The sequence below is a fragment of the Stenotrophomonas sp. ZAC14D1_NAIMI4_1 genome, from assembly GCF_003086775.1.
Classification (GTDB): Bacteria; Pseudomonadota; Gammaproteobacteria; order Xanthomonadales; family Xanthomonadaceae; genus Stenotrophomonas.
Genome location: NZ_CP026001.1, coordinates 2,149,989 through 2,172,357, shown reverse-complemented (window position 1 = coordinate 2,172,357; position 22,369 = coordinate 2,149,989). Strand labels below are relative to the sequence as shown.

18 protein-coding genes are annotated in these 22,369 nt (G+C 67.9%); 10 read left to right on the top strand and 8 right to left on the bottom strand.

Annotated elements, in window-relative coordinates; all coding sequences use genetic code 11:
• The first annotated feature begins 139 nt into the window (after nucleotides 1–139).
• From C1927_RS10130 to yeiP, 4 genes are all read left to right on the top strand, one after another.
• A complete protein-coding gene (locus tag C1927_RS10130) occupies nucleotides 140–1,033 on the top strand; it encodes a hydroxymethylglutaryl-CoA lyase (protein ID WP_108746598.1) in 894 nt (297 codons plus the stop codon).
• Nucleotides 1,030–3,624, top strand: coding sequence for an EAL domain-containing protein (locus C1927_RS10125; RefSeq protein ID WP_079221732.1), 2,595 nt, complete (start codon nucleotides 1,030–1,032; stop codon nucleotides 3,622–3,624). Before C1927_RS10130 ends, C1927_RS10125 begins: the two co-directional genes overlap by 4 nt.
• Before the next feature lie 142 nt (nucleotides 3,625–3,766).
• Entirely contained in the window at nucleotides 3,767–4,537 is a 771-nt protein-coding gene (locus tag C1927_RS10120; protein WP_108746597.1) for an SDR family oxidoreductase, read from the top strand.
• Nucleotides 4,538–4,586: 49 nt separating this feature from the next.
• Nucleotides 4,587–5,153, top strand: a complete 567-nt coding sequence (gene yeiP / locus C1927_RS10115) for an elongation factor P-like protein YeiP (RefSeq protein WP_079221730.1) — start codon at nucleotides 4,587–4,589, stop codon at nucleotides 5,151–5,153.
• An 82-nt stretch (nucleotides 5,154–5,235) separates the two neighbouring features.
• On the opposite strand, the gene C1927_RS10110 is transcribed toward yeiP, so the two are convergent.
• From C1927_RS10110 to C1927_RS10095, 4 genes are all read right to left on the bottom strand, one after another.
• A complete protein-coding gene (locus C1927_RS10110; protein ID WP_108746596.1) occupies nucleotides 5,236–5,940 on the bottom strand; it encodes an MliC family protein in 705 nt (234 codons plus the stop codon).
• Nucleotides 5,941–6,040: 100 nt separating this feature from the next.
• Nucleotides 6,041–7,837 (bottom strand): DUF4105 domain-containing protein, encoded by a 1,797-nt coding sequence (locus tag C1927_RS10105; RefSeq protein WP_108746595.1) that lies wholly within the window; start codon nucleotides 7,835–7,837, stop codon nucleotides 6,041–6,043.
• A 40-nt stretch (nucleotides 7,838–7,877) separates the two neighbouring features.
• The gene (locus tag C1927_RS10100) at nucleotides 7,878–8,177 is read right to left on the bottom strand and encodes a DUF2388 domain-containing protein (protein ID WP_079225213.1); all 300 of its coding nucleotides are present in this window, start codon (nucleotides 8,175–8,177) and stop codon (nucleotides 7,878–7,880) included.
• Nucleotides 8,178–8,239: 62 nt separating this feature from the next.
• Nucleotides 8,240–9,628, bottom strand: coding sequence for an FAD-binding oxidoreductase (locus C1927_RS10095; protein WP_108746594.1), 1,389 nt, complete (start codon nucleotides 9,626–9,628; stop codon nucleotides 8,240–8,242).
• A 171-nt stretch (nucleotides 9,629–9,799) separates the two neighbouring features.
• Between C1927_RS10095 and serA the strand changes: the two genes are divergently transcribed.
• Nucleotides 9,800–11,041, top strand: a complete 1,242-nt coding sequence (gene serA / locus C1927_RS10090) for a phosphoglycerate dehydrogenase (protein ID WP_079221726.1) — start codon at nucleotides 9,800–9,802, stop codon at nucleotides 11,039–11,041.
• Nucleotides 11,042–11,126: 85 nt separating this feature from the next.
• Here serA and C1927_RS10085 read toward each other — a convergent pair whose 3' ends face one another.
• The gene (locus C1927_RS10085) at nucleotides 11,127–11,741 is read right to left on the bottom strand and encodes an NUDIX hydrolase (RefSeq protein ID WP_108746593.1); all 615 of its coding nucleotides are present in this window, start codon (nucleotides 11,739–11,741) and stop codon (nucleotides 11,127–11,129) included.
• 130 nt (nucleotides 11,742–11,871) lie between these two features.
• Here C1927_RS10085 and C1927_RS10080 point away from each other — a divergent pair, with 130 nt between their 5' ends.
• From C1927_RS10080 to mtnC, 5 genes are all read left to right on the top strand, one after another.
• Complete coding sequence (locus C1927_RS10080; RefSeq protein WP_108746592.1) at nucleotides 11,872–13,344, top strand: amino acid permease; 1,473 nt, start codon at nucleotides 11,872–11,874, stop codon at nucleotides 13,342–13,344.
• Between the two features lie 83 nt (nucleotides 13,345–13,427).
• Nucleotides 13,428–14,855, top strand: coding sequence for an amino acid permease (locus tag C1927_RS10075; protein ID WP_079221723.1), 1,428 nt, complete (start codon nucleotides 13,428–13,430; stop codon nucleotides 14,853–14,855).
• 542 nt (nucleotides 14,856–15,397) lie between these two features.
• Nucleotides 15,398–16,039, top strand: a complete 642-nt coding sequence (locus C1927_RS10070) for a methylthioribulose 1-phosphate dehydratase (protein WP_108746591.1) — start codon at nucleotides 15,398–15,400, stop codon at nucleotides 16,037–16,039.
• A gap of 92 nt (nucleotides 16,040–16,131) precedes the next feature.
• Entirely contained in the window at nucleotides 16,132–16,689 is a 558-nt protein-coding gene (locus C1927_RS10065; RefSeq protein ID WP_079221721.1) for an acireductone dioxygenase, read from the top strand.
• Between the two features lie 3 nt (nucleotides 16,690–16,692).
• A complete protein-coding gene (mtnC, locus tag C1927_RS10060; RefSeq protein ID WP_079221720.1) occupies nucleotides 16,693–17,388 on the top strand; it encodes an acireductone synthase in 696 nt (231 codons plus the stop codon).
• Between the two features lie 65 nt (nucleotides 17,389–17,453).
• Here the strand turns inward: mtnC and C1927_RS10055 are convergent, their stop codons facing one another.
• From C1927_RS10055 to C1927_RS10045, 3 genes are all read right to left on the bottom strand, one after another.
• On the bottom strand, nucleotides 17,454–20,072 hold the full coding sequence (locus C1927_RS10055) for a glycoside hydrolase family 2 protein (protein ID WP_108746590.1): 2,619 nt from the start codon (nucleotides 20,070–20,072) through the stop codon (nucleotides 17,454–17,456).
• Between the two features lie 77 nt (nucleotides 20,073–20,149).
• Nucleotides 20,150–21,376: an AGE family epimerase/isomerase gene (locus tag C1927_RS10050; protein ID WP_108746589.1), complete on the bottom strand. Its 1,227-nt coding sequence runs from the start codon at nucleotides 21,374–21,376 to the stop codon at nucleotides 20,150–20,152.
• On the bottom strand, nucleotides 21,373–22,368 hold the full coding sequence (locus C1927_RS10045; protein ID WP_079221717.1) for a carbohydrate kinase: 996 nt from the start codon (nucleotides 22,366–22,368) through the stop codon (nucleotides 21,373–21,375). Before C1927_RS10045 ends, C1927_RS10050 begins: the two co-directional genes overlap by 4 nt.
• Nucleotide 22,369: the final 1 nt, after the last annotated feature.

Here is a 22,369-nt window from a genome sequence, read left to right as displayed (position 1 = left end):
CGCTTTCGCGGCCGACCTGCGTATCCCTGTTGGCAGCCCGGTGGAGACCAGGTTGCCCCCGTTCTCCAGGAACCCTCGTGATCGCACCCGCTTCCGCCCCTGCCGCCCGCCCCACCCTGCCCGCCACGGAGGTGCGTCGATGAGCGATTTCGTCCGCATCGTCGAAGTGGGCCCGCGTGACGGCCTGCAGAACGAAAAGCAGGCGGTGGCCACCGCCGACAAGATCGCGCTGATCAACCGCCTGTCCGCCACCGGCCTGCGCACCATCGAAGCGACCAGCTTCGTCAGCCCGCGCTGGGTGCCGCAGCTGGCCGATGCGGCCGAGGTCTACGCCGGCATCGACCGCCGCGCCGGCATCGCCTACCCGGTGCTGGTGCCCAACGAGCAGGGCTATGACCGGGCGCGTGCCGTCGGCGTGCAGGAAGTGGCGGTGTTCACCGCCGCCTCCGAGGCCTTCAACCGCACCAATACCAATGCCGGCATCGACGAGTCGCTGGCCCGCTTCGCGCCCATCCTCCGGCGTGCCGCCGAGGATGGCGTACGTGTGCGTGGCTACGTCTCCACCGTGCTCGGCTGCCCCTACCAGGGCGACGTGCCGCTGGCCGACGTGGTGCGCGTCGCGCGCGCCCTGCATGACATGGGCTGCTACGAAATTTCGCTCGGCGACACCATCGGCGTCGGCACCCCGCACAAGGCGCGGGCGATGCTGAAGGCGGTCGCTGCCGAGATCCCGATGGACGCACTGGCCGTGCACTTCCACGACACCTATGGCCAGGCCATCGCCAACATCGCCAGCTGCCTGGAAGAAGGCGTGCGCGTGGTCGACAGCGCGGTGTCCGGTGCGGGCGGCTGCCCGTATGCCAAGGGTGCCAGCGGCAACGTGGCCAGCGAGGACGTGGTCTACCTGCTGCAGGGCCTGGGCCTGGAGTGCGGCGTGGACCTGCCGGCCCTGGCTGAAACCGGCCGTTGGCTGGCCGGGTTGCTCGGCCGTGCCACTGCCAGCCGGGTCGGGCAGGCCCTGGCGGCGACATGAACGACAGCGGCCCGCGCGACGTTCCGGTGTACGGCGAACCATCTGCCGTGACCGACGACGCGCTGGCCGCACTGCAGGCCGCGCTGGCCGGCGCCCCGCCTGCCGCCCAGGCCCGCCTGCTGCGGCAGGCGATGGAGGCACTGATCGACGCCCGCCTGCGCATGGGCGAAGCACAGGAACGCTACGCCGCCCTGTTCGATGCGGTGCCCGACCCGGTCAGCATCCTCAGCGCCGACGGCGTGGTTCTGGACGTCAACCGCGCCGGCGTCCACGCCTACGACCGCCCGCGCGAGGCCATCGTCGGCCAGCCGATCGAACTGCTCAACCCCGACCTGCCCAGCGACCACCTGCAGCCGGTCTGGGAAGCACTGAACCGCGGTGACACCTACGTCATCGAAGTGACCAACATGCGCGGCGATGGCAGCCGCTTCCCGGTGGAAGTGCACTCGGCCGGCTTCCAGGACCACGGCCAGCCCTGCATCGTGGCCGTGGCGCGCGACCTGAGCGGGCGCTGGCGTGCCGAATCGCGCTACCGCCTGCTGATGGAATCGATCGACAAGGGCGTGATCCTGTTCGACCGCAACCTGCGGGTGATCTCGGCCAACCCGGCCGCGCACCGCATCCTGGGCATCACAAGCAACGGCAATGCGTTTGATGCCCTGCTCGACCCCGAGGCCTGGCTGATCGTCGACGAGCACGGCAACACCCTCACCCAGGCACAGTGGCCGACCATCCGCTGCTTCCAGGCCGGGCGGGTCATCCGCAGCACGATCATCGGCCTGTACCACCGCCCGCGCGGGCGCATGCTCTGGCTGTCGACCACCAACGTGCCGGTGTTCGGCACCGGCTGCGACCAGGCCGACCATGTCTATTCGATGTTCAGCGACATCACCGAACTCAAGCGCAACAACCTGCTGTTCGCGCGCGCGCAGTCGCTGGCCCACATCGGCGGCTGGGAATGGGACCGCAGCCTGCAGCGGCTGTACCTGACCGACGAGGCGCGGCGCATCGTCGGCCAGCCCGACGACCTGCAGGACATGACCGACCTGCTCGACTGCCTGCGCAGTGATGACCGCACCTCCCTGCAGCAGGCGCTGGCCGACACCATCGAGCACCGCAGCAGCTTCGGCCTGGAACTGCAGGGCCAGCGCCGCGACGGGCATTCGTTCTGGATCCGGATGATCGGCGAGGTGTCCACCGGCGATGTCGATGCCGCGCGCATCACCGGCACCGTGCAGGACATCACCGAACGCAAGCAGGCCGAAGAGACCCTGCGCGTGCAGGCGCGCACCGACCCGCTGACCGGCATCATGAACCGCGATGCGGTGCTCACCGACCTCGGCGTACGCATGGGCAGCCCCGGCCACGACCGGGTGGCGGTGCTGTACATCGACCTGGACCGCTTCAAGGTGGTCAACGACCTGCTCGGCCACAACGCCGGCGACGAGCTGCTGATCGAAGCGACCCGGCGCATCGCCACGGCCATCGGCACCGAAGGCCTGCTCGCCCGTTTCGGTGGCGACGAGTTCCTGGTGATCTGCGACCTGCGCGACCAGCCCGACCAGGCCGAGCAGCTGGCCGAGCGCATCACCGCCGCGTTCTCCTCCCCCTTCCAGCTGGGCAGCGATGAATTCCAGGTCACCGCCAGCATCGGCATCGCCAAGGCCCCCGGCGATGGCGACCGCCCGCAGCAGCTGATCCAGAACGCCGACACCGCCATGTACGAGTGCAAGCGCCGCACCCGCAACGGCTGGCACGTGTTCTCACAGGAGCTGGCCGAGCGCCAGAACGACCGCCTGCAGATCGAGAGCCGCCTGCACAAGGCACTGGACGGCGACGAGTTCCGACTGGTCTACCAGCCGCAGATCAACCTGCGCACCGGGGCCGTCACCGGCTGCGAGGCCCTGATGCGCTGGCACAACGGCCAGCTCGGGCAGATGCGCCCGGACCTGTTCATCCGCCACGCCGAGCACACCGGCGACATCGTGCGGATCGGCCAATGGGCGCTGCGCGAGGCGTGCCGCCAGATACGCCAATGGCAGGACGATGGCCTGGAGACGATGCGGGTGGCGGTCAACGTCTCCTGGCGGCAGTTCGTCGGCGAGGACCTGGCCCGCTGGGTACGGCAGGTGCTGGACGAGTTCGAGCTGCCCGGCACGGTGCTGGAACTGGAGTTCACCGAGCGGGTGCTGATCGAGGACGCGCCGGACACCCTGCGCACCTTCGCCCGCCTGCGCGAGATGGGCGTGATGCTGACCATCGACGATTTCGGCGAGGGCTACAGCGCACTGAACTACCTGCGGCGGCTGCCGATCCATGGCCTGAAACTGAGCCAGCTGTTCGTCGAGGGCATCCCGCGCAACCGCTCGGACGTGGCCGTGTGCGAGGCGGTCTGCGCAATCGCCCGCAGCCTCGGCCTGGGGGTGGTGGCCGAAGGCGTGGAAACCGAGGCCCAGCGCCAGTGCCTGCTGGGGCTGGGGGTGACCATCGGCCAGGGCTTCCTGTTCGCCCCGGGCCTGCCCCCCGATGAGTTCAAGCGGCGCCTGCGCGGTCGCGACCCGCCGGAGATGGCTCGGGACCTCGCCGGGTAGAGCCGAGCTTGCTCGACTGCTCTGCCCCCGCCAGTCGAGCATGGCTCGACTCTACAGGTGAAGTTCGATTGCAGCGGCGCACAACGGCGCGCGCCGTGGCTTCCGTTAGAATCGGCGGTTCTCGAACCTGCAGGACCGTTCAATGCAGCTGTCTTCCGTACGTGCCGTGATCACCGGCGGCGTTTCCGGCCTCGGCCTGGCCGTGGCCCAGCACCTGGTCGCCAACGGCGGCAAGGTCGCCCTGTTCGACCTCAATGATGACAAGGGCGCGGCCGCCGTGGCCGGGCTGGGCGCCGACTCGGCCCGCTATTTCAACGTCAACGTCAGCGATGAGGCGGCCGTTGCCGCAGCCATCGACCAGGCCCACGATTTCCTCGGCGGCCTGAACGTGGCGATGAACTGCGCCGGCATCCTCGGTGCCGGCCGCGTGCTGGGCAAAGAGGGTCCGATGCCGCTGGCCGGCTTCCAGGGCACGGTGATGGTCAACCTGGTCGGCAGCTTCAACGTGGCCAAGGCCGCGGCCAACCGCATGCAGCACAACGACGCTGGCGAAGACGGCGAGCGCGGCGTGATCATCAACACTGCCAGCATCGCCGCCTACGAAGGCCAGATCGGCCAGGCCGCCTATGCCGCCAGCAAGGGCGGCGTGGTGTCGATGACCCTGCCGATGGCCCGCGAGCTCTCGCGCTTCGGCATCCGCGTCAACACGATTGCCCCGGGCGTGTTCTGGACGCCGATGGTCGATGGCATGCCCGAGGCCGTGCAGCAGTCGCTGGCCGCGTCCATCCCGTTCCCGTCGCGCCTGGGCAAGCCGGACGATTTCGCCAACCTGGTCGGCTTCATCCTCGGCAATACCTATCTCAACGGCGAGACCATCCGCCTGGACGGCGCTACCCGCCTCGCTCCGAAGTGATTCCCCCCGGGCGCCGGGACGGCGCCCACCCCCAACGACCAACAACATCATGAAAGCCAACGACATCAAGAAGGGCAACGTCGTCGAGTACAACAACGGCGTGTACCAGATCCGCGACATCGAACGCAGCTCGCCGCAGGGCCGCGGCGGCAACGTCCGCTTCCGCTTCATCATGTACAGCGTGCCGGGTGGCAACAAGCTCGACGCCAGCTTCGATGCCGACGACAACCTGGTCGAAGTCGAACTGCTGCGCCGCCAGTCCACCTATTCCTACAAGGACGGCGATGCGTTCGTGTTCCTCGATGACGAGGACTACACCCCCTACACCCTCGACGCCGACGTGATCGGCGACGACGCCGGCTACATCACCGACGGGCTGACCGGCATCTACGTGCAGGTCATCGACGAGCAGCCGGTGGCGATCCAGCTGCCCGCCTCGGTGGTGCTGGAAGTGATCGAAACCCCGCCGGAACTGAAGGGCGGCACCGCCACCAAGCGCCCGAAGCCAGCCAAGCTGAACACCGGCATTGAAATCATGGTGCCGGAGTACATCGCCAACGGCGAGCGCGTGCTGGTGAACACCGCCACCGGCGAATTCGCCGGCCGCGCCGACTAAGCACCAAGGCCGCCGTAGAGTCGAGCTTGCTCGACTGCTTCTGCGAAAGGCAGTCGAGCAAGCTCGACTCTACGGTACGGCGTTATTCGCCGCCGAAATTGCCGCAACCGTGGTACTGGCGAGCACCGACGGTCAGCATCGCTTTGGCCTCGAACGATTCGCCGCTCATGCTGTCCTGGCAGGTGGTGCGCTGGAAGCTCAGCTTGATGTCGGTGCCATCGGCAGCCTTGCCCGCCCAGCCATCCGCACCCGTGGTGGGCGCGGCCACCTGGAAACGGCGCTCGCCGTAGTCCACGTCCACCTGCAGGCCCGGCGCATCGCCGTCGACCACGGCCAGCCATCCGGGCTCGTTGCCGGTGGCACGGAATGCGGCCTTGCCCGCGCTGCCATCGCCTTCGATGTCCTGCTGCGCCTGGCACTCGCGATCGGGCTCACCCTTGAGGCTCAACAGGCCATCATCGCTGCCCTTGGCCCAGAAGCTGTTGCCCTTGCCATCGCTGTACTTCGCCCCGGACGCCACCCGTTCCGCGCGCAGCGCGAAGCGGCGTTCACCGATCGTCACCGTCGCCGCGTCCTCGCCCTCGAAGCGCGCGTGGACATCCAGGTCGCCGCAGCGGTAAGCGGTTTCGCTGGCGGCTGCGGCCTCCGTCGCCGGCTCGGGCACGGGTGGCGGCAGATCGGCGGCGGTCGCCGCTGCGGGAGGTGCTGCGGGAGGTGCCGCCGCAGGCTGGCAGGCGGTGAGGAGGATGCCCAGGGAGGCTGCCAACAGGCCGGGAACTACACGCATGGCTCGACTCCTTGTCGATACTGCTGAGGACACCTGACCGTACCACCTTGGTACCGGCAGGGCCTGAAAGCCGCCTGACCGCAGCCGCCGCGCGCCCGGATCAGGGAACGGCCACGCCTGCGACCGGTGCGGCCGCCTGCTCACGCAGCCGCTGGCCGAGGGCCGCGAGGTTGGCGTCGATGTCATCCAGTTCCTGCCGCTGCCCGGCAGGCAGCTGCACGCGCAGCTGCTGGCGCAGCGACTGCCAGGCGGGCACGGCCGCTGCACTGGCGGCGGCCACGGCCCCGGCAACCACGGCCTGCTCTTCGGCCAGCGGCACCCCATAGCCGCCATCGGCCAGCAGCCGGCCCGGCCGCAACCACTGCCCGCTCTGTTCAAGCAGGCCGCGCAGCTGCGCGGTGGCCTCGCTTTCCGGCGCGGCCAGCAGGCGACGCTTCAGGGTGTCCCGCGCCCGCAGCTCAGCACGGCGCTGTGCGGCCTGTTCCAGCAGCAGCAACCCGGCGCTGGCACGCACATCGCCCTGCAGCAGCCACGGCGCACGCTGCCGCGCGGGCAGCTTCAGCCAAGCCTGCACGTCGTGCGTCGGCAGGGAGTTCTGCGCGGCAGCAACCGCAAACAACTGCTGGTAATGGTCGCGTGCCGATGCGAAGTAATAACCCTGGGCCTGCGCGCCGGCACGGTCGTCCAGCACCCGCTCCTCCAGCGCATCCAGCCGCACAAGTCGCCGGCGCAACCCGCGCGGGGTCAGCTGGGCCAGGCCGGCCTCGCCCAGCCGTGGCACCCCGGCCTGCAGCAGCTTGGCGGTTTCCACCGCACAGTTGTTGCTGACGAAGTAATAGCGCCCGTCATAGCTCCAGTGCACCTGTGCGGTGCGCTCGAGAAGGCTGGCGATTTCGCTGCGATCAAGCGCCAGCGGCAGCGATTGCAGCCCGCGCAGTTCGACCTTGGTGTACTCGTCCACCACCTGCTGCAACGGCAACACGAACAACCGTGACGGATAGCCGCCGGTCAGCCCGCGCCAGTTGGAAATCTGCACGTCGCCGACGAAGGCGCGGAAGGACAGGACGCGGTGATACTCCAGATCCAGCCGGCAATCCGGCCCCGGCGCGCGGCCCGGGCGGCAGATGACCAGGCGCAGCATGCTGTGGCCCCAGCGGCTCATCGGCTGCCCACTGCCCTCGGCGAACAGGTAATCCACGGCGAAGACGCGGGCAGGATCCAGCTGCAGCAACGACGCCGCGCCCTCCTCCGCCTCGGCCTGCAGCAGCGGAACCGTGCCCTCGCACTGCGCCGTCGGCAAGGAGGGCGGCGTGCCGAAATGCTGCCGGTACCACTGCGCCAATGCGGGACGGCGGCAGGCGAACTCGGCGTCGAGCACGAAACGCTCGGCGTTCACCGCCAGGTATTCAGCCGGATCCGTCAATTCGTAGCGATCCGGGCTGCGGTCGCTGAAGTGGTTGTCGCCGCGCCCCAGGTGCCAGGGCCTGCGCTGCCAACCGGCCAGATCACGCCAGCGCGCGCTGTGCGACCAGTTCGCGCCGCGGCGGTCTGCTACATGGGTGAGTTCATGGACCAGCGCGCTGCGACGCGCACGGCGCGCCCCCGCCCGGCTGTCATCCAGCAGATCCAGGCGCAGCGCAATGCGTCCGGCGAATGCGCGACCGTGCACCTGCCCCGGCAGGTCATCGCGCCACGCCACCCGCACCTGCGCAGGCAGCGCGCGCAGCAGGCCGTCCGGCAGCAGTGCCTGCACGTCGTCCAGCGTCTGCCGGGCCAGCTGCTGCTGCGGCTCGCTCAGTCCGGCGGGATCAAGCTGCAGGCGATCGGCCGCATGCGCGGCGTGCGCGATCAGCAATAGAGCCACGCCCTGCGTGGCTGCGTTCCGTGCAGATGTCATGGCGTTGCCGGCCAGCGGCCGGCACTACCGGAAGGCCGGTTCAGCGGGCCAGCAGCGCGCGGGCCAGCTGCAGATCGCTCTGCTGCTGGGCAGCGGCATCCTGCTCGCGCAGGTGCACCAGCGCCGCCTGCAGGCGCGCGCCGCGGATCTGGCCATCGCTGGCCACGAATGCGGCAGCATCATCGCGTGCAGCCAGCACCACCTTGTCATCACCCGAGCTGCTGCCCGAGGAACCGGAAGACGCACCGGTGGCCGAACCCGCCGAGGTGCCAGCGAAGCTGGAAGCGAAGCCGGCCAGCGGCAGGGACAGCAGGGCGAGCAGCAGGAGCGGACGGGTCATCGTGGTCAGGCCATCAGTGAAGTTGCAGGGAGCGTAATGGTTGCGTGAAGTCTTTGCCTGCATCAGGCGTCGAACAGCTTGCCTGGATTCAGCCGCGCTTCGGGATCAAACGCGCGCTTGACCGCCTTCATCAGCGCAATTTCCGCCGGGCCGCGCGTGCTGCCCAGGTAGCCCTTCTTGACCAGGCCGATGCCATGTTCGGCCGAAATGCTGCCATCGAAGCGCGCCAGCACCTGCGCCAGCAGCTTGGTCACGTGCTCGCACTGGGTCACGAAATCGGCATCACTGGTGTCGTCCGGCTTCAGCACGTTGATGTGCAGGTTGCCATCGCCGATGTGGCCGAACCAGACAACGTCGAAGTGCGGATACGCCTCGCCGATCAGTGCCTGGGTCTCGGCCAGGAACGCCGGCATCGCCGAGATCCGCACCGAGACATCGTTCTTGTACGGCTTGTAGCGGGCCACCGCTTCGGTGATGCCCTCGCGCAGGCGCCACAGCTGCGCCGCCTGTGCATCGCTGGCGCTGATCACACCGTCGCTGACCCAGCCGTTGCCCATGCAGTCCTCGAAGGCTGCCATGGCCGCCGCTTCCTGCGCTTCATCGTTGGCGGCGAATTCGGTGACCACGTAATACGGGTGCACCTCGTCGAACGGGGCCTGCGCGCCGTGGGCCAGCACATGCTCGAGCGCGCGCTCGGTGAAGAATTCGAAGGCCTGCAGCTGCAGGCGCGCGCGGAAGGCCGCAAACACCTGCATCAGCACGTCGAAGCTCGGCACCGCCAGCAGCATCACGTTGCTGGCCGGCGGCGGATCGGTCAGCTTCACCGTGGCCTCGACGATCACGCCCAGCGTGCCCTCGGACCCGATCATCAGCTGGCGGAAGTCGTAGCCGCTGGAGTTCTTGATGAGGCCCTTGTTGAGTTCCAGCAGTTCGCCACCGGCGGTGACCACCTTCAACCCGGCGATCCATTCGCGGGTGTTGCCGTAGCGGATCACGCGGATGCCGCCGGCATTGGTGGCGATGTTGCCGCCGATGGAGCACGAGCCGCGCGCGGCGAAATCCACCGGGTAGATCAGGCCGTGGTCCAGCGCGGCGTTGTGCAGTGCCTCCAGCGGCATGCCCGCCTGCACCACCAGGGTGCGGTCGACCGCATCGTAGGCCAGCGCCTTGTTCATCCGCTCCAGGCTCAGCACAAGCTCGCCGTTGGCCGCCACGGCGCCGCCGGACAGGCCGGTGCGGCCGCCGGAAGGCACCACCGCCACGCCCTCCGCCGCGCTCCAGCGCATCACGGCCTGCACCTCCTCCACCGATGCTGGCAGGGCGATGGCCAGTGGCGCCGGGGTCCAGCGCCGGGTCCAGTCGCGGCCGTAATGCTCCAGGTCGGCAGGGTCGGTCTTCAGCTTCAGGCCGGGACAGGCCTGCTGCAGCGAGGCTATGCGGGAATCGGTCATGACGGTCCAGCGCGGTGCGTGAAGAACGGGCAAGCGTGCCAGCGCCGCGGGCCAGCGTCCAGCCCCGGCAATCACCCGGAATGGCTACGGATGCAACTATTTCCGCACTGCACCATGGCCGCGCCGATCTGGCATAGTGGTCAGCCCCTGTCCCACTGGCCGTGCCGTACCATGTCGCCGAAGAAGACCTCGTTCCCGAAGCAGGATATCCGCGTGCTGTTGCTGGAGGGGGTCAGCCAGACCGCCGTGGAGGTGTTCAGCGCCGCCGGCTACAGCCAGATCGAAGCGCACAGCAAGGCGCTGCCCGAGGACGAACTGAAGGCGCGCATCGCCGAGGCCCATATTGTCGGCATCCGTTCGCGCACCCAGCTCAGCGCCGAGGTGCTGGCCGAGGCCAAGCGCCTGATCGCGGTGGGCTGCTTCTGCATCGGCACCAACCAGGTCGACCTGGACGCGGCCGAGCTGGCCGGCATCCCGGTCTTCAACGCGCCCTACTCCAATACCCGCAGCGTGGCCGAGCTGGTCATCGCTGAGGCCATCATGCTGACCCGTGGCATTCCGCAGAAGAACGCCGAATGCCATCGCGGCGGCTGGTCGAAGTCGGCCAGCGGCAGCCACGAGGTGCGTGGCAAGACGCTGGGCATCATCGGCTACGGCCACATCGGCACCCAGGTCGGCGTGCTGGCCGAATCGCTGGGCATGCAGGTGATCTTCCACGACGTGGAAACCAAGCTGTCGCTGGGCAACGCCCGTGCCGCCGCCAGCCTGGACGACCTGCTGGCGCGCGCCGACATCGTCACCCTGCACGTGCCGGAAACCCCGTCCACGCAGTGGATGATCGGCGCCACCGAGCTGGCGAAGATGCGCCGTGGCGCGCACGTGATCAATGCCGCGCGCGGGACCGTGGTCGATATCGACGCACTGGACGCGGCCCTTGCCAGTGGCCACATCGGCGGCGCGGCCCTGGACGTGTTCCCGGTCGAGCCCAAGGGCAATGGCGATATCTTCGAATCGCCGCTGACCCGCCACGACAACGTCATCCTGACCCCGCACGTGGGCGGCAGCACCCTGGAAGCGCAGGACAACATCGGCATTGAAGTGGCGGCCAAGCTGGTGCGCTACAGCGACAACGGCAGCACCCTGTCGGCGGTCAACTTCCCGGAAGTGACCCTGCCCGAGCACGCCGACAGCCTGCGCCTGCTGCACATCCACCAGAACGTGCCCGGCGTGCTGTCCAAGGTCAACGAGATCTTCTCGCGGCACAACGTCAACATCGACGGCCAGTTCCTGCGCACCGACCCGAAGGTGGGCTACGTGGTGATCGACATCACCGCCAGCGAGGAACAGGCCGGTGCGGTGCGCGACGAGCTGGCCGCCATTCCGGGCACCCTGCGCACCCGCATTCTGTATTGATCGGACGGGGACCGCACCGCGCCATCCACGCGTGGCGTGGATCTACCGGGTTGCAGTAGAGCCACGCCATGCGTGGCTGCCCCTGTCAGCGCGCCAACCACCGGCGCGCCATGCGCTGCATTGATGCGTCCGATTCCGGATCTTCGGCAACCTCGGCCACCGGGCGCCAGGCCAGGTCGAGCGATTCCTCGCTGAGCACGAACGCCTCGCCCCCCACGGCACGGATCACGAAACGCACGTCGTAGTGCCAATGCCCCGGCACGTCGGTGCGTTCGGGAATCCAATGCTTGTCCAGGTCGAAGATGGCCGGGTCATCCAGCACCAGGCCGGCCAGGCCGGATTCCTCTTCCGCTTCCTTCAGCGCCACGCGTCCCAGGTCGCGGTCGCCATCGGCATGGCCGCCCAGCTGCAGCCAACGCTGCAGCTTGCGATGGTGGGTCAGCAGCAGGCGTTGGCCGTCGGCACTGACCAGCCAGCAGCTGGCCGTGAAGTGCCCGGCCAGACGTTCACGACAGAAAGGATCCTGCGGGTCGTCGATCAATGTGCTGAATTCGGCAGCCAGCGCGTCGTGGGATGGCTCCCGGCGGGCGTAGTCATGCAGCAGGCCACGCAGCTGATCATCAAGCGCGGCAAGGGATTCGGCAGGTTGATTCATGAATGCGGGGCAATCGGAAAAATACTGCCCATTATCGCCGGTCATTGTTGCGATTGCGCTTGTGCGGTGGCTTCAGCTTTGGCTAAGGTACAGCGGGCCGTTCGCGCGGCCTTCACCATTCCAGGCCGCCGGCAACGCATCGGCGGCCCCAATCCGATCATCAGGAAAGTTCTGCATGCTGAAAGCACTGTTGAGGGTCAAGCCGGTCCAACCGGCCGGGCACGTCGATGCTGGCGAACCCATCGAAGGCAGCCTGGACGGCGAAGCCACGTTGAAACGGACCCTCACGGCGAAACACCTCATCATGCTCGGCATCGGTGCGGTGATCGGCGCAGGCATCTTCGTGCTGACCGGCCAGGCCGCGGCCAACCATGCCGGCCCGGCGGTCATGCTCTCGTTCGTCATCGCCGGCTTCGCCTGCGCGCTGGCGGGCCTGTGCTACGCCGAGTTCGCGGCGATGATGCCGGTCTCCGGCAGCGCCTACTCATACTCCTACGCCACCCTCGGCGAAGGCATGGCCTGGTTCATCGGCTGGTGCCTGGTGCTGGAATACCTGTTCGCCTCGGCCTCGGTCGCGGTGGGCTGGTCGGCCTACCTGATCAGCTTCCTCACCAGCACGCTGAACATGCCGTTCCCGGACGCGCTCAGTGCAGCGCCGATCGCCTGGACCGGCAGCGAGTTCGTCGCCTCCGGCAAGCTGTTCAACCTGCCGGCGGTGCTGATCATCGCGGCGGTGTCGGGCCTGCTGTATGTCGGCGTCACCCAGTCCGCCTTCGTCAACGCGATCATCGTGGCCATCAAGGTCACCGTCATCTGCCTGTTCATCGGCATCGGCGCGGCGCATATCGATCCGGGCAACTGGCACCCCTTCATCCCTGAAAACACCGGGCCGGGCGAGTTCGGCTGGAGCGGCATCTTCCGCGCCGCGACCATCGTGTTCTTCGCCTACATCGGCTTCGACGCGGTTTCCACCGCCGCCGGCGAAACCAAGGACCCGCAGCGCAACATGCCGATCGGCCTGCTCGGCTCGCTGGCCGTGTGCACCATCGTCTACATCATCGTCTGCGCGGTGCTGACCGGCATGATGCCGTACCACCTGCTGGGCACCGACAAGCCGGTCGCCACCGCGCTGGAAGGCTACCCACAGCTGGCGTGGCTGAAGACCGCCGTCGAGATCGGCGCCATCGCCGGCCTGTCCTCGGTGATCCTGGTGATGATGATGGGCCAGACCCGCATCGCCTACACGATCTCGCGCGACGGCCTGCTGCCGAAGTTCTTCGGCAAGGTCCACGCCCGCTTCCGCACCCCGTACTGGGCCACGATCGTGGTCGGCGTGATCGCCGCTGCACTGGCCGGCCTGGTGCCGCTGAACGTGCTGGGTGAACTGGTCTCGATGGGCACCCTGCTGGCCTTCGCCACCGTCTGCATCGGCGTGCTGGTCCTGCGCTACAGCAAGCCGGATCTGCACCGCCCGTTCCGCGTGCCGGCGGTGTGGATCATCTGCCCGCTGGGCGCGGCCACCTGCCTGTTCCTCTTCTGGCAGGCGTTCGTGGTGCATTGGCACCTGTTCGTCGGCTGGACCGTGCTGGGCCTGCTGATCTACCTCGGCTACGGCATCCGCAACAGCAAGCTGGCCAAGTCTCCCTGATGTGCCTACGGGCCGGCCTCGCGCCGGCCCGTCCGTTTCTCCCCGCGCGCCATCCGCGGCGCGCTTCGAAAAGATCGACACACATGTTCAAGCAACTGTGGGCCACCAAGCACCCGCATGCCGCCCATGAAGACGCCAACGGCCTGAGCCTGCGCCGCCACCTCGGCCCCTGGGGCCTGACCGCGCTGGGCATCGGCGCAGTCATCGGCGGCGGCATCTTCGTCATCACCGGCCAGGCCGCGGCCAACCATGCCGGCCCGGCCATCATGCTGTCCTTCGTGCTGGCCGCGGTCTGCTGCGCCTTCTGCGCGCTGGCCTATGCCGAGTTCGCCTCGATGGTGCCGGTGTCCGGCAGCGCCTACACCTACACCTACGCCACCTTCGGCGAACTCTCGGCCTGGTTCATCGGCTGGATGCTGGTGCTCGAGTACGGCGTATCGGCCTCGGCGGTGGCGGTCAGCTGGACCGGCTACTTCCTCAGCCTGCTCAGCCAGTTCGACATCCACCTGCCAGCGGCGCTGGTCAGTGCACCACTGGACGCGCAGCTGCGCCCCACCGGCGCCATCGCCAACCTGCCCGCCGCCATCCTGGTACTGCTGCTGACCTGGCTGTGCTACGTCGGCATCAGCAAGTCCTCGGCGATGAACATGGCGATGGTCGTGCTGAAAACCGGCCTGATCGTGCTGGTCATCGTGGTCGGCTGGAAGTACATGGACACCAGCAACTGGACCCCGTTCATCCCGGCCAACGAAGGCCCGGGCAAGTACGGCATGGAAGGCGTGCTGCGCGGCGCGGCCATGGTGTTCTTCGCCTACATCGGCTTCGAAGCAGTGTCGGTGGCGGCGCAGGAATCGAAGAACCCGCAGCGCGACATGCCGATCGGCATGATGCTGTCGCTGGTGATCTGCACGGTGCTGTACATCGCCATGGCGGCGGTGATGACCGGCCTGGTGCCGTACCAGCTGCTGGGCACCGACGAACCGGTGGTGACCGCCGTGGCGGCGCACCCGCAGCTGGGCTGGCTGCGCTGGGTGGTCGAGGTCGGCGCCCTGGTCGGCCTGTCCTCGGTGGTGCTGGTGATGATCATCGGCCAGCCGCGCATCTTCATGATCATGGGGCGCGATGGCCTGCTGCCGCCGGTGTTCACCAAGATCCACCCGAAGTACCGCACCCCGCACATCAACACGGTCATCACCGGCATCGGCATCGCCCTGCTGGCGGCGCTGTTCCCGCTGGACATCCTGGGTGAACTGACCTCGATGGGCACCCTGATCGCGTTTGCGGCCGTGTGCGCGGGCGTGCTGATCCTGCGCCGTACCCAGCCGGACCTGCCGCGTCCGTTCCGCATGCCGATGGCGTGGCTGATCTGCACCCTGGGCGTGCTGAGCTGCCTGGCGCTGCTGTCGGCGATGACGATGCACAACTGGATGCTGATGGGTGTCTGGACGTTCGTCGGCTTCGTGATCTATTTCTGCTACGGCTTCAAGCACAGCCGCCTGCGGGGCCAGTGAGGGTTTTCTGTATTGCAGGGCCTGCGGCCCTGCACCCGCTGGAGCAACGTCAACAGCAACGGCTGGGCTGAGGGTTTGGCGGGGAGGCATGGGTTCGCGGGGGACGCCGTGAATCCATCCCTGGAGGCTTGGCCGCGGCATCCATGCCGCGGACACCCCCGCGAACCCATGCCTCCCCACCCCTGACACTCTCCCGGCACGTCCGGTAGATCCACGCCATGCGTGGATGAAGTCCGTCTGGGGAATGAATCTTCTGTAGAGCGGAGCCATGCTCCGCTCCGAGCAAGCGCAGCGCCGCGACCCGCTTCTGCCTTTCCTTCTTCACTCCGTGGCTGGCGCGCACGGAACCTGTCCGTGGCCGGGCGGGTGGGTTGCGCGGGGGTGCGAGCGCCATGGATGGCGCTCACAAGCCTCCAGGGACGGATTCACGGCGTCCCCCGCGCAACCCACCCGCCCGGCCAAACCCGAGAACCCGCGTTCCGCGACCGACCAACCCGCCACGAGGGGCTCAGCCGTTGGCCGAATCCAGTAAAATCGACCGCATGAACGCCCCCACCTTCCCCTACGACACCGCGCGCCTGAGCGAACTGGCCCAGCTGCTGATCGACAACGTCCGCGAACTGGCCCACGCCGGCTGGACCCCGGCCACCAGCAGCAACTTCTCCCACCGCCTGGACGACCGCCACGCCGCGATCACGGTCTCGGGCAAGGACAAGGGCCGCCTCATCGAGGACGACATCATGGTGGTGGATTTCGACGGCCTCGCCGTCGGCCGCCCGCTGCGCCCGTCCGCCGAGACCCTGCTGCACACCCAGCTGTACCGCCGCTTCCCGGAAATCGGCTGCGTGCTGCACACCCATTCACCGGTGCAGACCATCGCCTCGCGCCTGTACGCACCGCAGGGCCACATCCGCATCGAAGGCTACGAGCTGCTGAAGGCCTTCGCCGGCAACAGCACCCACGATATGGCCATCGACGTGCCGGTGTTCGCCAACACCCAGGACATGAACGTGCTGTCGGCGCAGGTCGATGCCCTGCTCGACACCCAGCCCCTGTGGGGCTACCTGATCGACGGCCACGGCCTGTATGCCTGGGGCCGCGACATGGCCGAAGCGCGCCGCCACATGGAAGCCTTCGAGTTCCTGTTCCACTGCGAGCTGGAACTGCGCAAGCTGCGCGACTGAACCGGCGCCGGGGTGCAGATTCCAATCCGGAATCTGCCGCCCTTCACCACCCTGTTACCCTGTCTTCCCCCCGAGACGTTCAAGCTGCCGCCATGAGCCGACTGCGCATCTACGACGACACCCATCCCGAATCACCGCTGCTGGATTCCCAGGACGGCGCGATCATCGCGGCCGAACTGCAGAAGATCGGCGTCACCTTCGAGCGCTGGCAGGCCACCGCGCCGGTCGCACCGGGCGCCAGCCAGGACGAAGTGTTCGCCGCCTACCGTGCGGACATCGACCGCCTGGTCGCCGAGCGCGGCTTCAAGAGCGTGGACGTGGCATCGATCGCCCCGGACAACCCGAACCGCGCCGAACTGCGCAAGAAGTTCCTCGACGAACACTTCCACAAGGAAGACGAGGTGCGCTTCTTCGTCGCAGGCTCGGGCCTGTTTACCCTGCACGTGGGTGACAAGGTCTACGAGATCGAGTGCGTGAAGGATGACCTGATCGCCGTGCCCGACGGCACCACCCACTGGTTCGACATGGGCGATGAGCCGAGCTTCGTGGCCATCCGCTTCTTCACCGAGCCGGACGGCTGGGTCGGTCACTTCACCGGCACCGACATTGCGCAGAAATTCCCCCGTTACGTTCCCACCCAGGCGTCCTGATCCATGCAGCCCCGCGTCATCCTGACCGACATCGAAGGCACCACCAGCAGCATCTCGTTCGTCAAGAACGTGCTGTTCCCCTATGCCCGCCAGGCCCTGCCGGCCTTCGTGGCCGAACACGGCCAGCAGCCGGAGGTGCGCCGCTGGCTGGATGCGGTGGCCACCGAGATCGGTGGCGCCTGCCAGGACAGCCTGGTGGCCGAGACGCTGCAGGGCTGGATCGACCAGGACCGCAAGCACACTGCGCTCAAGGCCCTGCAGGGCCTGATCTGGGATGCCGGTTACCGCCGCGGCGATTACACCGCGCACTTCTACCCGGAAGTAGCGCCGGTGCTGAAGGGCTGGCATGCCTCGGGCCTGCCGCTGTACGTGTACTCCTCCGGCTCGGTGCCGGCGCAGAAGCTGTTCTTCGGCTTCAGCGATGCAGGCGACCTGAGCCCGCTGGTGTCGGGCTGGTTCGATACCGAGATCGGCGGCAAGCGCGAGGCGGACAGCTATCGCAACATCGTGCAGGCGATCGGCGTGCCGGCCGGTGAGATCCTGTTCCTGTCGGACGTGGTGGAAGAACTGGATGCCGCCCGCGAGGCTGGCCTGCAGACGCGCCTGATCGACCGCCTGGATGACTACCCGATGCCGCGCACCGGCCAGGCCGCCAACGGCCACGACCGCGTCGAGAATTTCCAGCAGATCCAGCTGTAACCCGTAAGGCGTGCGGACCAACGGTCCGCACCCACCACCCACGGTCCGCACCCACCCGACCACGCTCAACGATCGTTGAGGGTCTTGATCCTCAGCGCTTCGCGCAGCGTCGCCAGGTCCACCGGGCCGCGTACGGCGATGTCACGGGTCTCGCCCGGCAACAGGTCCAGCAGGTTGTCTTCCACCTGCACGTCCAGCGCGCCGAAGTCGATCCACGCCGCGCGCACGTAGGCCGCGCTTTGCAGGCGCAACCGGTAGTGGTCGCCGTCGATGGCCAGCACCGCCTTCAAAGCCTGCCGCGGCAGTACCTGGTCCTTGGCCTCCACGAAGCCGACCACCTGGCGTGCACTCACCTTGCCCTCCTGCAGCAGCTCGAACACCGCCACGGTGCGCTTGGGGTCTGCGCCTGCCAGCAGTTCGGCATCGGCGAAGTCACCCACGGGGGTAACGCCCGCCGCGGCCACGCTCACCGGCACTTCGCGGCGGCGCAGTACCTTGCCATCCACGTCCATCACCCGCAGCCGCCAGCTCGCCTGCACCGCCGCACCATCGTTGACCAGGCGCACCCGCGTGCTGCCTTCATCACGCAGCGCTGCCACGGTCACCGGCGCGAAGAAGCGCCGTGCAGCGAAGTGCAGCGCCTTCCAGCGACCGTAATAGTCCACGCTGGACCATGATGCACCCGGCCACACGTCGTTGAGCTGCCAGTACAGCGAACCCATCGTGTACGGCCGCGATGCGCGGTGGTGCAGCGCCGCCAGGGCAATGCCATCGGCCTGCATCACCTGGCTGAGGTAGACGAAATCCTCGAAGTCCTTCGGCGTACCATAGCCCAGCGCGATGTAGTGCAGCAGCCGGCTGTTGCCCTCGCCTGCCATGAACTTCTGGTGGGCACGGATCACCGGACTGTCGATACCCTGCTCGTCACGGCTCGCGATCTGGTCCACCGTCGCCACCGCCGGCCAGGCCTGCAGGCCGTACTCGGACATGAAGCGCGGGGTCTCGTGCAGGTACGCCTGCACCGGCAGCGCCGGATTGCCCCAGACCTGCCAGTAGTGCTTGTCGCCGCGGGTGGAATCGTTGGCCTTCTCGTCCAGGTCGTTGCTGGGCGAGCTGGACCAGTACGGCACGCCCAGGCCCTCCTCACCCACGACCTGGCGCAGATCATGGCCGAACAGGTCCACATAGCCCTGCCACACCTTCGCTGCGAATGCCGGGTCGGCCGCCTTCAGGTCACGGCCGTGGCCCCAGTCCTTCCAGGCGGTTTCTTCCTCGTTGTTGCCACACCACAGCACGATGCTGGGGTGGTGCCGCAGGCGGCGAACGTTGTCGCGCGCCTCGGCCACCACGCTGGCGCGGAACGCGGGATCGTAGCCGGGCTGCATGCCGCCGCCGAACATGAAGTCCTGCCAGACCAGCAGGCCCAACTCGTCGGCGATGTCGAAGAACGCGTCGTCCTCGTAGTAGCCACCGCCCCAGTTGCGCAGCATGTTCATGTTGGCGTCGCGCGCGGCGGTCAGCACCTGGCGCAGCCGCGCAGGATCAACACGGGCGGGGAACGCATCGAACGGAATGACGTTGGCGCCCTTGGCGAAGATCTCCACCCCGTTGATGACGAAGGCGAAGCCCTGCCCACCCTTGCCATCTTCCTCGCGGCGCAGCTCGACGGTGCGCAGGCCGATGCGCTGTTCGCGCGCCAGCTCAGCGGAACGCCCGCCCTCCAGGCGTGCCTGCACGCTGTAGCGGTCCTGCGCGCCGTGGCCAACCGGCCACCAGCGGCGGGGATCCGCCAGTTCAACGGGAATCTCGACAGTGTTCGTGCCCGGCTTCAGCAGCACCGTGCGCTGCACCTGGGCCACGCTGCGGCCCTCGGGGTCGCGCACGTCCACATCCACCACGGCTGAACCGGCGGCATTGCCCTGCTCCACCTGCAGCAGCACCGCCAGCTTCGCCTGGCGGCTGTCCAGTGCCTCGGTGCGCACGGCCAGGTCAGTCAGCCGGTGCATATCCCAGGCCTGCAGGTCCACGCCACGCCAGACACCGGCGGTGACATAGCGCGGGCCCCAGTCCCAGCCGAAGTGATAGGCCGGCTTGCGCGCGAAGTTGCCGACCATCGCATCCTTCGGCTCATCACCATAGGGCGAGGGATAGTTGCCGGCGATCCTGTGCGGCATCGCCTGTACGCCAGGCACCAGCGTGCGGATGGGCGAGCGGAACACGATCAGCAGTTCATTGCCCGTGGCCTGCAGGCGTCCTTCCACGCGCGCGTGCCAGGTGCGATGTGCATTGTCAGCGCGCAGCAGCGGCTTGCCGTTGAGGGTGACCTCGGCGTAGGTGTCCAGCCCGTCGAAGCGCAGTTCGGCATTCGGCTTGGCCAGGGTCGCCGCATCCACGTCGAAGCGTGCGCGGTACTCCCAGCTTGCCAGGCCGATCCATTGCAGCTCCGCCTCGGCCGCGCCCACGTAGGGATCGCGGATCAGGTCATGGTCGAGCAGATCGGTGTGCACGCTGCCAGGCACCGTGGCCGCACGCCACTGCTGAAGCCCGGGGTGGGCGGCACCCTGGGCATCGCCGGGCAGCAGGCGGAATTCCCACTGCGCCTGCAGCGGCGCGGCGGCGGCAGGAAATGCAACCGCCACGACAAGCAGCAGGAGCAGACGGACAACGAGGGAAAGACGATGCACGTGATGCTCCTGGTGTTCCGCCGGGCGTGGCCCGGCGCTACCCATTTCCATGCGTCATGCGTTCGGCGAAACGTGCCTCAACGAACGACGTTCAACACTTCGTAGCACGCGCCCATGGTGTGGTAATCCACCTTGCCGGCCGGGCTCTTCTCGTCGCTGTACTTGCGGTTGTCGGCATCGAGGATGCGGAACCAGGCGCCGTACTGGTGGTCGACGAAGTGCTCCCACGAATACGCCCAGATGCGCTCGTACCACTGCCAGTAGCGGTCATCGCCGGTGCGCTTGGCCATCAGCGCCGCGGTGGCCAGCGTTTCGGCCTGCACCCAGAAGTACTTGTCGTCGTCGCAGACGAAGCTGTCGCCGCCGATCGGCGCGCCGTCCATGCCCGGCTGGCGGCGCGACTCCGGCGCGAAGCCGTAGTACAGGCCACCGCGTGCCTCGTCCCAGCTGCGCTCGACGGCCACGTCGAACAGATGCTGCGCGGTCGGCACCAGCCAGTCGGCCTGCACGTGGCGGTCAAGGATCAGCAGCAGCTTGGCCCACTCGGTCTGGTGGCCAGGCTGGAAACCCCACGGGCGGAACAGGTGCTTGGGATTGTCCAGGTTGTAATCCCAGTCGATCTCCCAGTTCACGTCATAGTGTTCCCAGACCAGCCCGCCGGCCTTGGCGGCCTGGCGGCGGGTCATGTTGTCGGCCAGCTGCAGCGCGCGCTCGACATAGCGCTGCTCGCCACTGGCCTCGAACGCGGCCAGCATCGCCTCGCACATGTGCATGTTGGCGTTCTGCCCGCGGTAGCCGGTGAAGTTCCACTGGCCATCGGCTTCGTCCTTGTACAGGCCGTGCTGCGGCTCCCAGAAGCGTGCTTCCAGCAGCTGCCAGGTTTCGTCCATCCACGCGCGGGCCTGCTCGACGCCGGCCTTCAGCGCACAGCTGTAGGCCAGTAGCACGAAGGCCACGCCGTAGCAGTGGTTCATGTCGTCCTCGACCTTGCCATCGCGCAGGGTCCAGGCATAGCCGCCGGTGGCCGGGTTGCGGTGCACCTCGCGCAGGTAGCGCACGCCGTGCTCGACCGCCTCGCGGTACTCGGCATTGCCGAATTCGCGGTAGGCCATCGCATAGTTGAAGACGAAACGCGTGCTGCTCACCAGGTGGCGGTGGCTGGCATCGTAGATGCTGCCGTCATCACGGAAGTAGTGGAAGAAACCGCCGTTCGGATCGATGCAGCGCGGGTGGTAGAACGCCAGGGTGTCGGCGATGTGCGCGCGCAGGAACGCGGGCGAACGGAAATCGGGCGAGGTGCTCATGCGGGAAGGTCCTGTGCCTGCAGCAGCTGCTGCACTTCATCGAGCGAGGGCATCGCGGCGAACGCGCCCTTGCGGGTAACAGCCAGTGCGCCGACCGCAGCGCCGAAGCGCAGCGTGGCAGCGATGGCCTGCGGGTCCTGGCAGAACGCGGCGAAGCCCGCACCGGCCCCGCCCCGCTCCAGCAGGCCGACCAGCACGCCACCGACGAACGCATCGCCGGCGGCGGTGGTATCGACCGTGGCCACGTTGAAGCTGGTGACCTGGCCCTGCTGCTCACGGGTGTACCAGTGCAGCGTGGCGGCGCCATCGGTGACGATGACCCAGCGTGCCTGCGCAGCCAGCAGGCGCTGCAGGACGATCTGGTCGCCCTCGGCACCGTGCGGCGCGGCCAGGAAGTCCAGTTCCTCGCGCGAGAGCTTGACCAGGTCGGCGCGCTCCAGTGCCTGCCACAGCCACGGCGTCGGATCGACATCGGCCGGCCACAGCGCCGGGCGCAGGTTGAGGTCCAGGCTGACCACCGCGCCGGCGGCGCGGGCGCGGTCCATGCCGGCGAAGGTCGCCTCGGCAATGGCCGCTTCGGTCAGGCTGTTGGAACAGACGTGGAAGCACTGCGCGTTGTCCAGGCAGGCGGCCTGGAAATCGCTGTCACGGAACAGCAGGTCGGCCGCCGGCGGGCGGTAGAAGCTGAAGCTGCGCTCACCTGCGGCATCCAGCGCGACGAAGGCCAGTGCGGTCTTGGCCGCATCGGTACGCACGATGTAGTCGGTACCGACGCCGTGCTCGACCAGGCTCTCGGCCAGGAAGTCACCGAACATGTCGCGGCCGAGCATGCCCACGAACTGGGTCTTCGCACCCAGCCGCGCAGCGGCCACGGCCACGTTGGCCGGCGCACCGCCGGCGTACTGCAGGAACGCGCGCGGGGTGTCGGCCGAAGCCGGCGGCTGCGCTAGTAGATCGATCAAAATTTCGCCGAAGCAGACAATGGCACCCATT

What these genes read in the sequence shown, in the direction of transcription:
- C1927_RS10110 (WP_108746596.1), bottom strand. Translation starts at nt 5,940, where the DNA reads ATGCGTGTAGTTCCCGGCCTGTTGGCAGCCTCCCTGGGCATCCTCCTC.
- mtnC (WP_079221720.1), top strand. Translation starts at nt 16,693, where the DNA reads ATGCAGCCCCGCGTCATCCTGACCGACATCGAAGGCACCACCAGCAGC.
- C1927_RS10095 (WP_108746594.1), bottom strand. Translation starts at nt 9,628, where the DNA reads ATGACCGATTCCCGCATAGCCTCGCTGCAGCAGGCCTGTCCCGGCCTG.
- C1927_RS10105 (WP_108746595.1), bottom strand. Translation starts at nt 7,837, where the DNA reads ATGACATCTGCACGGAACGCAGCCACGCAGGGCGTGGCTCTATTGCTG.
- C1927_RS10130 (WP_108746598.1), top strand. Translation starts at nt 140, where the DNA reads ATGAGCGATTTCGTCCGCATCGTCGAAGTGGGCCCGCGTGACGGCCTG.
- yeiP (WP_079221730.1), top strand. Translation starts at nt 4,587, where the DNA reads ATGAAAGCCAACGACATCAAGAAGGGCAACGTCGTCGAGTACAACAAC.
- C1927_RS10050 (WP_108746589.1), bottom strand. Translation starts at nt 21,376, where the DNA reads ATGAGCACCTCGCCCGATTTCCGTTCGCCCGCGTTCCTGCGCGCGCAC.
- C1927_RS10125 (WP_079221732.1), top strand. Translation starts at nt 1,030, where the DNA reads ATGAACGACAGCGGCCCGCGCGACGTTCCGGTGTACGGCGAACCATCT.
- C1927_RS10045 (WP_079221717.1), bottom strand. Translation starts at nt 22,368, where the DNA reads ATGGGTGCCATTGTCTGCTTCGGCGAAATTTTGATCGATCTACTAGCG.
- C1927_RS10085 (WP_108746593.1), bottom strand. Translation starts at nt 11,741, where the DNA reads ATGACCGGCGATAATGGGCAGTATTTTTCCGATTGCCCCGCATTCATG.
- C1927_RS10075 (WP_079221723.1), top strand. Translation starts at nt 13,428, where the DNA reads ATGTTCAAGCAACTGTGGGCCACCAAGCACCCGCATGCCGCCCATGAA.
- C1927_RS10120 (WP_108746597.1), top strand. Translation starts at nt 3,767, where the DNA reads ATGCAGCTGTCTTCCGTACGTGCCGTGATCACCGGCGGCGTTTCCGGC.
- C1927_RS10080 (WP_108746592.1), top strand. Translation starts at nt 11,872, where the DNA reads ATGCTGAAAGCACTGTTGAGGGTCAAGCCGGTCCAACCGGCCGGGCAC.
- serA (WP_079221726.1), top strand. Translation starts at nt 9,800, where the DNA reads ATGTCGCCGAAGAAGACCTCGTTCCCGAAGCAGGATATCCGCGTGCTG.
- C1927_RS10065 (WP_079221721.1), top strand. Translation starts at nt 16,132, where the DNA reads ATGAGCCGACTGCGCATCTACGACGACACCCATCCCGAATCACCGCTG.
- C1927_RS10070 (WP_108746591.1), top strand. Translation starts at nt 15,398, where the DNA reads ATGAACGCCCCCACCTTCCCCTACGACACCGCGCGCCTGAGCGAACTG.
- C1927_RS10100 (WP_079225213.1), bottom strand. Translation starts at nt 8,177, where the DNA reads ATGACCCGTCCGCTCCTGCTGCTCGCCCTGCTGTCCCTGCCGCTGGCC.